The 14,155-nt window shown below is 52.8% G+C and carries 11 protein-coding genes; 2 read left to right on the top strand and 9 right to left on the bottom strand.

Translation table 11 applies throughout. The features are described 5' to 3' along the window. Positions 1-168: 168 nt before the first annotated feature. The gene (yceF, locus tag ACJHXB_RS08975; protein ID WP_001125202.1) at positions 169-753 is read left to right on the top strand and encodes a 7-methyl-GTP pyrophosphatase; all 585 of its coding nucleotides are present in this window, start codon (positions 169-171) and stop codon (positions 751-753) included. Positions 754-864: 111 nt separating this feature from the next. On the opposite strand, the gene rluC is transcribed toward yceF, so the two are convergent. Continuing rightward, on the bottom strand, positions 865-1,824 hold the full coding sequence (gene rluC, locus ACJHXB_RS08970; RefSeq protein WP_000846342.1) for a 23S rRNA pseudouridine(955/2504/2580) synthase RluC: 960 nt from the start codon (positions 1,822-1,824) through the stop codon (positions 865-867). Between the two features lie 572 nt (positions 1,825-2,396). Here rluC and rne point away from each other — a divergent pair. Beyond that, positions 2,397-5,582, top strand: a complete 3,186-nt coding sequence (gene rne, locus ACJHXB_RS08965) for a ribonuclease E (protein ID WP_001605239.1) — start codon at positions 2,397-2,399, stop codon at positions 5,580-5,582. A gap of 194 nt (positions 5,583-5,776) precedes the next feature. Here the strand turns inward: rne and flgL are convergent, their stop codons facing one another. From flgL to flgE, 8 genes are all read right to left on the bottom strand, one after another. Beyond that, positions 5,777-6,730 carry a flagellar hook-associated protein FlgL gene (flgL, locus tag ACJHXB_RS08960; RefSeq protein ID WP_001212787.1) on the bottom strand — a complete coding sequence of 318 codons (954 nt, stop codon included), beginning with the start codon at positions 6,728-6,730 and terminating at the stop codon, positions 5,777-5,779. 11 nt (positions 6,731-6,741) lie between these two features. Then, positions 6,742-8,385, bottom strand: a complete 1,644-nt coding sequence (flgK, locus tag ACJHXB_RS08955) for a flagellar hook-associated protein FlgK (RefSeq protein ID WP_000096489.1) — start codon at positions 8,383-8,385, stop codon at positions 6,742-6,744. A 65-nt stretch (positions 8,386-8,450) separates the two neighbouring features. Next, entirely contained in the window at positions 8,451-9,392 is a 942-nt protein-coding gene (flgJ, locus tag ACJHXB_RS08950) for a flagellar assembly peptidoglycan hydrolase FlgJ (protein ID WP_001305885.1), read from the bottom strand. Then, positions 9,392-10,489, bottom strand: a complete 1,098-nt coding sequence (gene flgI, locus ACJHXB_RS08945; protein WP_000589326.1) for a flagellar basal body P-ring protein FlgI — start codon at positions 10,487-10,489, stop codon at positions 9,392-9,394. Before flgI ends, flgJ begins: the two co-directional genes overlap by 1 nt. Before the next feature lie 11 nt (positions 10,490-10,500). Then, positions 10,501-11,199, bottom strand: coding sequence for a flagellar basal body L-ring protein FlgH (flgH, locus tag ACJHXB_RS08940; RefSeq protein WP_001295442.1), 699 nt, complete (start codon positions 11,197-11,199; stop codon positions 10,501-10,503). A 52-nt stretch (positions 11,200-11,251) separates the two neighbouring features. After that, complete coding sequence (gene flgG / locus ACJHXB_RS08935) at positions 11,252-12,034, bottom strand: flagellar basal-body rod protein FlgG (RefSeq protein WP_000625837.1); 783 nt, start codon at positions 12,032-12,034, stop codon at positions 11,252-11,254. Positions 12,035-12,170: 136 nt separating this feature from the next. After that, positions 12,171-12,926, bottom strand: coding sequence for a flagellar basal-body rod protein FlgF (flgF, locus tag ACJHXB_RS08930; RefSeq protein WP_000349312.1), 756 nt, complete (start codon positions 12,924-12,926; stop codon positions 12,171-12,173). Between the two features lie 19 nt (positions 12,927-12,945). Next, the gene (gene flgE / locus ACJHXB_RS08925) at positions 12,946-14,151 is read right to left on the bottom strand and encodes a flagellar hook protein FlgE (protein ID WP_000885855.1); all 1,206 of its coding nucleotides are present in this window, start codon (positions 14,149-14,151) and stop codon (positions 12,946-12,948) included. Positions 14,152-14,155: the final 4 nt, after the last annotated feature.

Here is a 14,155-nt window from a genome sequence, read left to right as displayed (position 1 = left end):
AGAGTCAAAGAAAAAGGCAGCATGTGGTTGCCTTTTGCCAATAATTCGCACACATTGCGGGTTACTGCTTTATTTTCGTTCAGTGCTGATAACGAACATCAACCTGCAAAACGAAGCGCATAGTTTAAAATGGCTATCATCAATACGCTATATCTGATGGAAAAAAATATGCCTAAACTTATTTTAGCCTCCACCTCGCCATGGCGTCGCGCTCTTCTGGAAAAACTGCAAATCTCTTTTGAATGTGCAGCACCAGAGGTCGACGAAACCCCACGCAGCGACGAATCACCGCGACAGTTGGTGCTTCGACTGGCACAAGAAAAAGCGCAATCTCTGGCGTCACGTTATCCGGATCATTTAATTATTGGTTCAGACCAGGTATGTGTTCTTGATGGCGAAATCACCGGTAAACCGTTAACGGAAGAAAATGCCCGTCTGCAATTACGCAAAGCCAGCGGCAATATCGTCACCTTCTATACTGGACTGGCGTTGTTTAATTCGGCGAATGGGCATCTACAAACAGAAGTGGAGCCTTTTGACGTCCATTTCCGTCACCTGAGCGAGGCGGAGATTGATAATTACGTGCGTAAAGAGCATCCCCTGCACTGCGCGGGTAGCTTTAAGAGTGAAGGATTTGGCATTACTCTGTTTGAGCGTTTAGAGGGGCGTGATCCTAACACGCTGGTTGGTTTACCGCTAATCGCGCTGTGTCAGATGTTACGTCGGGAAGGGAAAAACCCGCTGATGGGATAGTTATTTGCGCCGGATGCGGTTACGTCGCATCCGGCAATCGGTGCTGGCAGCCTGATGCGGCGTAAACGCCTTATCAGGCCAACCGCCCATTATCATGCTTATATGCTCGTATTAGCGCGCGTTACGCAGTTTTTGCAAACAACGCTTCAAACCATCATCCATCGGCGCTTCGATACGCATCACCTCACCGGTCCCCGGATGGGTAAACTTCAACGCTGCGGCGTGCAGGAACAGACGATTTAATCCTGTGCCTGCTTCAGTGAGCTGTCTGTCAAATTCACGGTCACCGTAGCGATCGTCAAAGGCAATCGGATGACCCGCATACTGTGTATGCACACGGATCTGATGAGTACGCCCTGTTACCGGGCTACAACGCACCAGGGTGGCAAATGCATAGCGTTCTTCCACTTTAAAGCGTGTTTCCGACGGTTTGCCTTCCTGACTGACACGCACGATACGTTCGCCGCTTTGCAGAATATTTTTCAATAACGGCGCTTGAACGCTCTTCACATGCGACTGCCACTGACCGCGCACCAGCGCCAGGTAATCTTTTTGCATCCCTTTTTCACGTAATTGCTCATGCAGAGAACGCAACGCCGAGCGTTTTTTCGCTACCAGCAACACACCTGAAGTGTCCCGGTCGAGACGATGAACCAGTTCAAGGAACCGCGCTTCCGGGCGCAACGCCCGCAAACCTTCGATAACGCCGAAGCTTAAACCACTGCCGCCATGTACCGCCGTACCGGAAGGTTTATTCAGCACCAGGATATGGTCATCTTCATATAAGATGACGTCCGCCAGCGCTGCCACCTTTTGCAGATGTGGCGATACCGCCTCTTCTTCCCGTTCAGCAACGCGAACCGGTGGGATACGCACCTCATCACCCGCTTCGAGTTTATATTCAGGCTTAATACGTTTTTTGTTCACCCGCACTTCGCCTTTACGCAAAATACGGTAAATCATACTTTTTGGTACGCCTTTCAATTGGGTACGCAAAAAGTTATCGATACGTTGCCCCGCTTCGTCAGCGGTGATAGCAACAATTTTTACGGATGGAGTCTCTGTTTTCATGGTGGGCGATTCTAATTAGCCAACAGGATTCGCGCCACTCATTTTTCTATGCTTATATTTAGTTTTGCACCTTATTACTTCACTACGTGATCACTTTATTGATGGTTATTAAACCAATCACCAGCAAGAAGTGAAAAAACTGTGAGTAAGCGGGTGATAAATGGTAAAAGTCATCTTGCTATAACAAGGCTTGCAGTGGAATAATGAGGCCGTTTCCGTGTCCATCCTTGTTAAAACAAGAAATTTTACGGAATAACCCATTTTGCCCGACCGATCATCCACGCAGCAATGGCGTAAGACGTATTGATCTTTCAGGCAGTTAGCGGGCTGCGGGTTGCAGTCCTTACCGGTAGATGGAAATATTTCTGGAGAGTAATACCCAGTCTGTTTCTTTGATAATTGCGCTGTTTTTCCGCATGAAAAACGGGCAACCGACACTCTGCGCCTCTTTGAGCTGACGATAACCGTGAGGTTGGCGACGCGACTAGACACGAGGCCATCGGTTCACACCCGGAAAGGCGTTACTTTGCCCGCAGCTTAGTCGTCAATGTAAGAATAATGAGTAAGTTACGATGAAAAGAATGTTAATCAACGCAACTCAGCAGGAAGAGTTGCGCGTTGCCCTTGTAGATGGGCAGCGTCTGTATGACCTGGATATCGAAAGTCCAGGGCACGAGCAGAAAAAGGCAAACATCTACAAAGGTAAAATCACCCGCATTGAACCGAGTCTGGAAGCTGCTTTTGTTGATTACGGCGCTGAACGTCACGGTTTCCTCCCACTAAAAGAAATTGCCCGCGAATATTTCCCTGCTAACTACAGTGCTCATGGTCGTCCCAACATTAAAGATGTGTTGCGTGAAGGTCAGGAAGTCATTGTTCAGATCGATAAAGAAGAGCGCGGCAACAAAGGCGCGGCATTAACCACCTTTATCAGTCTGGCGGGTAGCTATCTGGTTCTGATGCCGAACAACCCGCGCGCGGGTGGCATTTCTCGTCGTATCGAAGGCGACGACCGTACCGAATTAAAAGAAGCACTGGCAAGCCTTGAACTGCCGGAAGGCATGGGGCTTATCGTGCGCACCGCTGGCGTCGGCAAATCTGCTGAGGCGCTGCAATGGGATTTAAGCTTCCGTCTGAAACACTGGGAAGCCATCAAAAAAGCCGCTGAAAGCCGCCCAGCTCCGTTCCTGATTCATCAGGAGAGCAACGTAATCGTTCGCGCATTCCGCGATTACTTACGCCAGGACATCGGCGAAATCCTTATCGATAACCCGAAAGTGCTCGAACTGGCACGCCAGCATATCGCTGCATTAGGTCGCCCGGATTTCAGCAGCAAAATCAAGCTGTACACCGGCGAGATCCCGCTGTTCAGCCACTACCAGATCGAGTCACAGATCGAGTCCGCCTTCCAGCGTGAAGTTCGTCTGCCATCCGGTGGTTCCATTGTTATCGACAGCACCGAAGCGTTAACGGCCATCGACATCAACTCCGCACGCGCGACCCGCGGCGGCGATATCGAAGAAACCGCGTTTAACACCAACCTCGAAGCTGCCGATGAGATTGCTCGTCAGCTGCGCCTGCGTGACCTCGGCGGCCTGATTGTTATCGACTTCATCGACATGACGCCAGTACGCCACCAGCGTGCGGTAGAAAACCGTCTGCGTGAAGCGGTGCGTCAGGACCGTGCGCGTATTCAAATCAGCCATATTTCTCGCTTTGGCCTGCTGGAAATGTCCCGTCAGCGCCTGAGCCCATCACTGGGTGAATCCAGCCATCACGTCTGCCCGCGCTGCTCCGGTACCGGTACCGTGCGTGACAACGAATCGCTGTCGCTCTCTATTCTGCGTCTGATCGAAGAAGAAGCGCTGAAAGAGAACACCCAGGAAGTGCACGCCATTGTTCCTGTGCCAATCGCTTCTTATCTGCTGAATGAAAAACGTTCTGCAGTGAATGCGATTGAAACTCGTCAGGACGGCGTGCGCTGTGTGATTGTGCCAAACGATCAGATGGAAACCCCGCACTACCATGTGCTGCGCGTTCGCAAAGGGGAAGAAACCCCAACCTTAAGCTACATGCTGCCGAAGCTGCATGAAGAAGCGATGGCACTGCCGTCTGAAGAAGAGTTCGCTGAACGTAAGCGTCCGGAACAACCTGCGCTGGCTACCTTTGCCATGCCGGATGTGCCGCCAGCACCAACCCCAGCTGAACCTGCCGCGCCTGTCGTAGCCCCAGCACCTAAAGCTGCACCGGCAACACCAGCAGCTCCTGCACAACCTGGGCTGTTAAGCCGCTTCTTCGGCGCACTGAAAGCGCTGTTCAGCGGTGGGGAAGAAACCAAGCCGACCGAGCAACCAGCACCGAAAGCAGAAGCGAAACCGGAACGTCAACAGGATCGTCGCAAGCCTCGTCAGAACAACCGCCGTGATCGTAATGAGCGCCGCGACACCCGTAGTGAACGTACTGAAGGCAGCGATAATCGCGAAGAAAACCGTCGTAATCGTCGCCAGGCACAGCAGCAGACTGCCGAGACGCGTGAGAGCCGTCAGCAGGCTGAGGTAACGGAAAAAGCACGTACCACCGACGAGCAGCAAGCGCCGCGTCGTGAACGTAGCCGCCGCCGTAACGATGATAAACGTCAGGCGCAACAAGAAGCGAAGGCGCTGAATGTTGAAGAGCAATCTGTTCAGGAAACCGAACAGGAAGAACGTGTACGTCCGGTTCAGCCGCGTCGTAAACAGCGTCAGCTCAATCAGAAAGTGCGTTACGAGCAAAGCGTAGCCGAAGAAGCGGTAGTCGCACCGGTGGTTGAAGAAACTGTCGCTGCCGAACCAATTGTTCAGGAAGCGCCAGCTCCACGCACAGAACTGGTGAAAGTCCCGCTGCCAGTCGTAGCGCAAGCTGCACCAGAACAGCAAGAAGAGAACAATGCCGATAACCGTGACAACGGTGGCATGCCGCGTCGTTCTCGCCGCTCGCCTCGTCACCTGCGCGTGAGTGGTCAGCGTCGTCGTCGCTATCGTGACGAGCGTTATCCAACCCAATCGCCAATGCCTTTGACCGTAGCGTGCGCATCTCCGGAACTGGCCTCTGGCAAAGTCTGGATCCGCTATCCAATTGTACGTCCGCAAGATGTACAGGTCGAAGAGCAGCGCGAACAGGAAGAAGTACAAGTGCAGCCGATGGTGACTGAGGTCCCTGTCGCCGCCGCTGTCGAACCTGTTGTTAGCGCACCGGTTGTTGAAGAAGTGGCTGAAGTTGTAGAAGCCCCCGTTCAGGTTGCCGAACCGCAACCTGAAGTGGTTGAAACGACGCATCCTGAAGTGATTGCCGCCGCGGTAACTGAACAGCCGCAGGTGATTACCGAGTCTGATGTTGCCGTAGCCCAGGAAGTTGCAGAACACGCAGAACCGGTGGTTGAACCGCAGGAAGAGACGGCTGATATTGAAGAAGTTGCCGAAACTGCTGAGGTTGTGGTTGCTGAACCTGAAGTTGTTGCTCAACCTGCCGCGCCAGTCGTCGCTGAAGTCGCAGCAGAAGTTGAAACGGTAGCCGCGGTTAAACCTGAGGTCACCGTTGAGCATAACCACGCTACCGCGCCAATGACGCGCGCTCCGGCACCGGAATATGTTCCGGAGGCACCGCGTCACAGTGACTGGCAGCGCCCTACTTTTGCCTTCGAAGGCAAAGGTGCCGCAGGTGGTCATACGGCAACGCATCATGCCTCTGCCGCTCCTGCGCGTCCGCAACCTGTTGAGTAATAATTAGCTCAAGCAATCAAGCCCTGGTAACTGCCAGGGCTTTTTTATTTCATCTTTAAATCAACATATTAAAATTCATCAAATGGCATCCTTGCTAACCAACAATACAAAATAGGCAAAAAAATGCCCGCCCCGGCGATCCCAGAGCGGGCAGACAAAACATACCCAGTTTCATGATATGTTTTAAAGCGAGCTTATTTGTTGAGCTGGAAGAGCGACAATCCCTGCATATCGGTAAATGCTTTATACGATGCCTGCAATGCCGTTTGCTGCATGATGTAAGATGAAATAGTTGCATTCCAGTCCACATCAACCAGATCGCTCATCTGCTGCGTTTGCCCTAAAGCGCGATCGCTACCTAATGAATCCAGCGACTCCAGTTCGTTCAGCTGCGTGCCTAATTCCGCGCGAACAGTCAGCACATTGTTCAGCGAGTTTTTCAGTCCGCGGTTGGTTTTATCCAGTGCCGCAGCGGCGGTTTCTTTATCCGCTTCGCTATCCGCGACCGGCGTTTTCAGGGCTGCGATGGCACTATCCAGCATGGCAAAAAGATTGGTTTCAGAAGCGCTACCGTCTGGTTCCGCTACCGCGTTGCTGGTAATACTGTCGAAAATTTTGTCACCCGTGTGCCCTATCACCATCGAACGCGAAGCATCGACCTGTTGTTTAATACTTTCTGCTCCGCCAACATATTCGCCGTCTGCCACACTAAACGGCGCAGTTTCTGTTTTATAACCGGCAAAAATGTAGCGCCCGTTACCGTCAGTGGTGTTCGCCAGATTCAGCAACTGGTCACGAAGCCCCTGAATATCCGTAGCCAGCGAGGCCCGGTCATCGTCACTCAAGGTGCCATTGCTGGCGTAGACAATTTTTTCCTGAGCATTCTGGATAGCGGTGGTGACCTGGCTAAGTACACTCTCTTCCAGTGACACTTTTTGAGTGGCGAAAGTACGCGCCAGCGTGTACTGGCTGTTTTGCGCCTGTGCCTGGGAGAGAACAACAGCTTGTGATGCAGCAATGGGATCATCTGAAGGGTTAACGACTCGCTTACCCGTCGACATCTGTTCACCGTACTTCATCCATTCTGCCTGAGAATTGGTGATGCCGCGCATGTTTTGCTGGTACATCATCTGGGTACTGAAACGCATTTTATCTCCCCTTAGCGAATGTTAACCAGCGCATCAAAAATCGCGTTTGCCGTCTGCAGAACCTGCGCATTCGCGAGGTAATACTGCTGAAAACGTTGCAGATTTCCGTACTCCTCATCGAGATTGACACCGGAAATCGACTGCTGCTGATTGGAAAGCTGCGTCACCACATTACCTTGCGTGGTGCTACTGGTTTTCAACGTCGCGGTTTTATTACCGATATCACTCACTAACGAGGCATAAGCGTCGTTAAAGGATTTCGCACCGCCCACCGTTTTACTGTTGCTTTGCAGATCGAGCAGGGCCTGACCGTTGCGGTTGTCGCTATCACCCGCATCTTCTGCGCTCGCCATGGCGATTTTCGCTTCGTCGGTGATTAATACATCCATGTTGACGATGGCGTCACTTACCGGTTTCAGTGTGAAGCTGTCGTTAACGGCAGGCGTTCCTGTAAACGTCAACTCCAGACCATCAAATGCCACTTTACCGTTGGCATCCGGCGTCACCGTAAAAGTGGTATTGCTGGCAAGGCGGGTGACCTGCCACTGATTATTATCGAACGAGATTTTGTAATCTGTCGCCAGTACCGCGGAGGCATCAGTTACCGTTGCACCGATCGCAACGTCACCTTTGTTTTTCGTGTTTTGCAGAACCGCGGGCTTACCGATAGCAAAGAAATCTTCACCGGCATCGCCGTTAGCATCAAATCCGGCTTTGTGTTGGGTGTTGAAAGCCTCGGCAAATGCCAGCGCCATTTGTCCAAGCGTATTACGCGTCTGGTCCAGATCCTGAGAACGGAATGTCAGAATGCCGCCCAGCGACCCGGTATTCAGTAATTTTTCAGGGATCTCAATATTGCCTGCCGTCCCATCAACATAAGCGACAGTCGTACGAGAAGGGTCGGCGCTGGAAGGAACTGCCGCAAGTTGCCGCGCCGTACTTCCCTGAACCAGTGAGTAGCCATTGGCCATCGTGATGTTATAAGTGCCACCATCCTGAACGCTGACTTCTACGCCAACAATCTGGTTTAATTCGCTCACCAGTTGATCGCGTTGATCCAGCAGATTGTTAGGTGACGCCCCTGCCCCCACGCCTGTCAGGCGGGAGATCTGATCGTTCAGGCTGGCGATTTGTTTAGCGTAATTGTTGATCTGATCAACGCTGGCACCTATCGCGATATTGACCTGTTTGTCCTGGTCGCGCAGATATTGATCGGTGGTTTTAAACTGATTTACCAACCCTTCTGATTTCCCAATCAGCGCCTGGCGCGCTGCCGGATCTTCCGCGTTACTCACCAGCGTTTGCAGGCTGGTGAAAAAATCCTGCATCTGTGTTGCCAGCGAAGAGGTACTGGTGGAGAGCATATTGTCGATTTTCGACATCTGCTCATAGCGGGCAGTCAGGCCGCTACTTTGCGTCTGCGCAGCACGTAACTGGTTGGTAATAAACGCATCATACTCACGCTGCACACCAGAAACGTAGACGCCATTGCCAACCCAGCCGCCAGCGCCCAACGTGCTATTGGCCTGCGCCATAATAGTGGTTTGGCGGGTATATCCGGCAACGTTATAGCTGGAGATATTATTACTTGCCGTATTTAACGCCGCCTGGGCCGCGTTCAGTCCGCTCATGGCGTTATTGATCAAGCTGGACATGGAGGTTCCTTATAAGCCTTCAATTACAGAGTATTATCGGCAGCGACCCGCCGGACTTGAGTTATTCAGAACAGATTATCAATGTTCATGCTGTAGGTTTTGCTCACCTTGTCGCTTATCGATTTCATTTGCTGAATCATGTTGGTGAGTTTACGGGCATAGTGAGGATCGGTGGCATAGCCCGCGTCCTGTAGGGCCTGCGCCCCCTGCTCCGCACTCGCGGCGGTCGTCACGGCGGCGTAGCGCGGGTTACGTGTTAACAGCCCAACGTAATCCGACAATGCTTCCAGATACGAGCTGTAGACCCGAAACTTCGCTTTTACTTTCTTCGCTTCGCCGTTTTCATATTCAGTCGTGGTAATTTCAGTGACTGGCCCTTTCCAGTTGCCAGAGGCTTTGACACCAAACAGGTTATAGCTCGGCTCGCCGTTTTCACGGCGGATTTGCCGTTGTCCCCAGCCAGATTCCAGCGCCGCCTGAGCGAGGATCAAATGATGTGGCACACCACTTTGCTGGCTTGCCAGTTGGGCTGGCAGCGAGAGTTGCGCGAGGAATGCTTTACTGTCACCCGGCAGCGAATCATCGTAGTTACGTGGTACGGCCTTTTGCACCAGCTGCGAAAGCGTCTGATTTTGATAACGCACCACGGTTTCGAGCGGGAATTTCATCGGTGCTGCTGGCGTGGACTCCTCTGGCAATGGTTGTTCTGGCGTCATCTGTTTAACCATCATCTCTGCCAGCCCCAGACCTTTGCCCGCCGTCATCTGTTGGGCAATCTGCTGGTCATACATACTGGTATACAGGCGAGTGTGCTCGCTGCTGAACAGGCCATCTTTTGGTAAAGCGTCGCGCATGCTTTTCAACATCATCTGCACGAACATCCCTTCCACCTGGCGGGCCACCGGACGGATATTTGCCGCCGGATCTTCGCCCGCTTTCGCCTTAAGTTCGTTGAGCGATTGTGCATCCCAGGCCGCACTTGCCAGTAGTTTGCTGTCGCTGATCATCAGATGATTTCCAGTTTTGCCCGCAGACATCCCGCACTTTGCATTGATTGCAGTATGGACATCAGATCCATCGGCGTAGCGCCCAGCGCATTGAGCGCACGCACCACGTTATTGAGGCTGGCGCTGGAACGTACGCTTTGCAGCGAACCGCCGCTCTGGCGTAAATCGATCTGCGTTTGTGGCGTTACCACGGTCTGCCCGCCACCAAACGGTGTATCTGGCTGGCTGACATTGGCCTGACGATTGACCGTAACCGAGAGATTCCCCTGCGCTACTGCGCAGCTGTCGAGGGTCACTTCGCGATTCATCACCACCGAACCGGTACGCGAGTTAATCACTACTTTGGCGTCCTGCGGGGTGACATTAACCTGCATATTCTGGATATCGGCAAGGAAACGGACCTGGGAACTGTTGCCACTTGGTACGCGCACCTGAATAGTCCGCGCATCTAACGCGGTGGCGCTGCCATATCCACGCACGCGGTTGATGGTGTCAGCGATTTGCTGCGCCATGCTGAAATCTTCGTCGTTAAGTTGCAAATTAAGGGTATTCCCGACGCCAAACTGGCTGGGCAATTCACGTTCAATAACCGCACCATTGGTGATCCGTCCACCGTTCAGTTGGTTCACCTGAACACTGCTACCGCCAGCGGAGGCTCCTGCGCCGCCAACCAGAATATTGCCCTGCGCCAGCGCATACACCTGACTGTCAACGCCCTTAAGCGGTGTCATCAACAACGTACCTCCACGCAAGCTTTTGGCATTACCCATGGAAGAAACCACCACATCGATGGTTTGCCCCTGACGTCCAAACGGTGGAAGTGACGCTGTCACCATAACCGCAGCGACGTTTTTTAGCTGCATATTAGTGCCCGTCGGAACGGTAATTCCCAGCTGTGAGAGCATGTTATTAAGCGTTTGTGTGGTAAACGGCGTCTGAGTTGTCTGGTCACCTGTACCATCAAGCCCCACCACCAGGCCATAGCCAATCAGTGAGTTTTGCCTTACCCCCTGAACACTGGTGAGATCGCGAATACGCTCAGCCTGAGCCGCCGTGGTAACCAGTAAAAGAATTAATGCAGAGAGAAATTTAATCACCACAGCCTCACTTACATTGGTGACAGGTTGAGGAAGAAACGCTGCAACCAGCCCATATTTTGTGCTTCGTTAATGTAGCCATTGCCTACGTATTCAATGCGCGCATCCGCCACCTGAGTAGACGGTACGGTATTGCTGCCGCTGATAGTGCGTGGATTAACTACACCAGAGAAGCGAATAAATTCGGTACCCTGATTAATGGCGATCTGTTTTTCACCCACCACATGCAGGTTGCCGTTGACCAGTACCTGGTCAACCGTCACCGTCAACGTGCCGCTAAAGGTATTGCTGGCATTGGCCCCGCCCTTTCCGTTGAACGTGTTACCACCGGAGGCTTCGACATCGGCACGAGCGTTACCAAACAGCCCCTGCAAATAGCGTGGCACAGTATCAAAGCCAAAATTAGTTTTACCGTCACGGCTGGCATTCGCAGAGGAGCTTTTGCTGGCGCTGACGTTCTCCTGCAACACGATGGTCAGCGTATCGCCAATATTGCGTGGTCGACGATCTTCAAACAGCGGTTGATAGCCATAGTTAATCGGCTGAGCAGACTGGAAAATAGAACCGTTGGCGACGGGCGTCGGACCGGGAACCGGTTGTGCACTGGTCGCCCCCTGTACCAGCGGCGTGGAGGGTATCCAGGCGCAGCCGGTTAGTGAAAGCACCAACAAGCTGGAAATGGCATAAGTATGCGCAGCGTTTTTTTGCATGGCTATCATCTTCAAAAATCAGTAAACCGGTGAATCTGCCACCGGTTATGCCTTAGAGTTGCGTCAGTTTTTGCAGCATCTGATCGGTGGTGGATACCGCTTTACTGTTGATTTCGTAAGCGCGTTGCACCTGAATCATATTGACCAGTTCTTCCGCCACGTTGACGTTAGACGTTTCAACATACCCTTGATACAGCAGTCCCGCGCCGTTCAGGCCCGGCGTGCTTTCGTTCGGTGCACCGGAGGATTGCGTTTCGGTGTAGAGGTTTTCGCCAATACTCTCCAGTCCGGTATCATTCATAAAGGTGGTGAGATTGAGCTGCCCAACCTGAACCGGAGCTGCCTGGCCTTGTTGTGTTACGCTGACCACGCCATCACGACCGATGGTGATACTTAGCGCATTCGCCGGTATGGTGATCGCTGGCTGCACCTGAAAACCACCAGCCGTCACCAGCTGCCCGTTCTGATCCACCTGGAAAGAGCCGTCACGGGTATAGGCTGATGAGCCATCTGGCAACATCACCTGGAAAAAGCCCTGCCCTTTAATCGCGACATCTTTACTGTTATTGGTTTGCGACAGGTTGCCCTGGCTGTGTAAGCGTTCAGTGGCGACCGGGCGTACCCCCGTGCCGATTTGTAATCCGGAGGGTAAGGTGGTTTGTTCGGAAGACTGTGCCCCCGGCTGGCGAATGGTTTGATAAAGCAGATCTTCAAACACCGCGCGCTGACGCTTAAAACCGTTAGTACTGACGTTTGCCAGGTTGTTGGCAATGACGTCCATATTGGTTTGCTGGGCGTCAAGGCCCGTTTTGGCGATCCATAATGAACTGATCATAAAATGTCCTGTAGTGGATTAGTGACAAGCAGAGCAGAAGCACGCGGCGGTGCGCATTTCCCCTCACCCTAACCTCTCCCCAAAGGGGCGAGGGAACAGTCCGCGCGCTTTTATTGCAATGTCATCAATCGATTAATTAACTCATCGACAGCAGTTGGTTGGCACGGCCTGCGTTATCATCGACGCTGCTGATCACCTTCATCTGCATTTCAAAACGCCGCGCGCTGGCAATCATGTCGCTCATTGCCGCAACGGCATTGACGTTACTGCCTTCCAGAACACCCGACATCACACGCAAGGTTGGCTCTGCCTGCAGTACAGGCCCACGCGTGGCCTGGCTTTCTGCGCTTAAACGAAAAATGCCGTCGTCACCGCGCTGCACTTCGCTGCCCGTGGCTTTCACCAGTTTCAGACGCCCCACTGGCGCAACCGTATTTGCCGGATCGCCCGGATTCAGCGCCGAGATTGTGCCATCGGCAGCAATAGTGATTTCCGCCCCTTCCGGCACAGCAATTGGCCCCGCCTCGCCTATCACCGGATGCCCCTGAATTGTCAGTTGCCCAGTGGGATCAACCTGAATGCTGCCATTACGCGTATACCCTTCGCTGCCGTCAGCGGTCTGCACGGCCAGCCAGCCATCCTGCTGCAACGCAACGTCCAGCGGGCGCGAGGTGTAATCCATCTTGCCGGGCGTCATGTCTGCACCCGGCGTTGACGCCGTTACCAGCGTGCGCGTAGGCAGTGAAAGCCCTTCCACCGGCACTGCGCGCAAGGCGTTTAACTGCGCGCGAAAACCGGGCGTAGAGGCATTGGCCAGATTACTGGCGGTTACCGCCTGTTGATTCAACGTCTGGCTGGCTGCTCCCATCGCGGTATAAATTGCGTGATCCATTGAGCTATCCCGTCAGCGATTAGCGTAAGTTAACCAGCGTGTTGAGGATCTGGTCCTGGGTTTTGATGGTCTGGGCGTTAGACTGATAGTTACGCTGAGCAACGATCATATTGACCAGTTCTTTACTGAGATCGACGTTAGACGCTTCCAGCGCACCGTTGGTCAGGGTGCCAAAGTTGCCCGTCCCGGCTGTCCCCAACAGCGCCACGCCAGAAGATTGCGTCGCAGACCAGACGTTGTCGCCTTCGGATGCCAGACCTTCGTTGTTGGCAAAGTTCGCCAGTACAATCTGCCCCAGCAGTTGGGTTTGTTCGTTGGAATAGTTGCCGACAACCGTACCGTCATCATTGATTTGATAACTCACCAGATCGCCCGGTTTGTAGCCGTTCTGGGTGGTTGCCACAATGTTGTTAGCACCGGTATTTTGCTGCATGGAGTTGAGGAAACTCAGGCTAAACGTGGCGGGATCTGCGCCGTTAATTGCGCCAGTGGAAATATTCGCTGTTGGATCTGAGGTCAGAACGCCATTGGCATTAAACACCAGTGTTGTCGCTGTCTTCGCAATGCTGTTTGGATCACTACTATCCTGGGTGTAGACCTGCCAGTTATTATCCCCGGTCTTCACAAAGTAGACGCTCATGTCATGAGCATTACCCTGACTATCGAAAACAGTCACCGAACCTTTTTTGTTATAGCTATCCGCATTGCTGGCATCAAATGCGTTAACAGAGGGAAGCGGATCACTGGAATTCAGGTTGATCTGCATCGACGCCGTGGTGGTAGTTTTCGCTGCCATCAGGGTATTCGGGATCGAAATATTGGTCGGATTCGCCCCTTGCTGAATAGTCGGCGGCGTACCGGTTGCCGGGTAACCCGTCAGCTGTAAACCTTGCATATTCACCAGGTTACGGTTTTCATCCAGCTTAAATTGTCCGTTACGGCTGTAGAACACCGAACCGTTGCTGTCTACCAGACGGAAAAAACCGTTCTGGCTGATAGCAACGTCCAGACCACGCCCGGTGTTGGTGGTCGTGCCATCGGTAAAGTCCTGAGTGATACCGGCAACTTTTACCCCCAGTCCCACTTTCGAACCGGCAAACATATCGGCAAAAGAGGCCGTGCCTGATTTAAAGCCGTAGGTGGCGGAGTTGGCGATATTGTTGCCAATAACATCGAGGTTGGTGGCGGCAGCGTTTAATCCGCTAACCGCTTGAGAAAAGGCCATGACT

It is taken from the genome of Escherichia sp. WS3227_2 (assembly GCF_046486495.1).
GTDB classification, from domain to species: Bacteria; Pseudomonadota; Gammaproteobacteria; order Enterobacterales; family Enterobacteriaceae; genus Escherichia; species Escherichia coli.
Note: the sequence above shows the minus strand (reverse complement) of the source record. Positions and strands in the feature narration are given on the sequence as shown.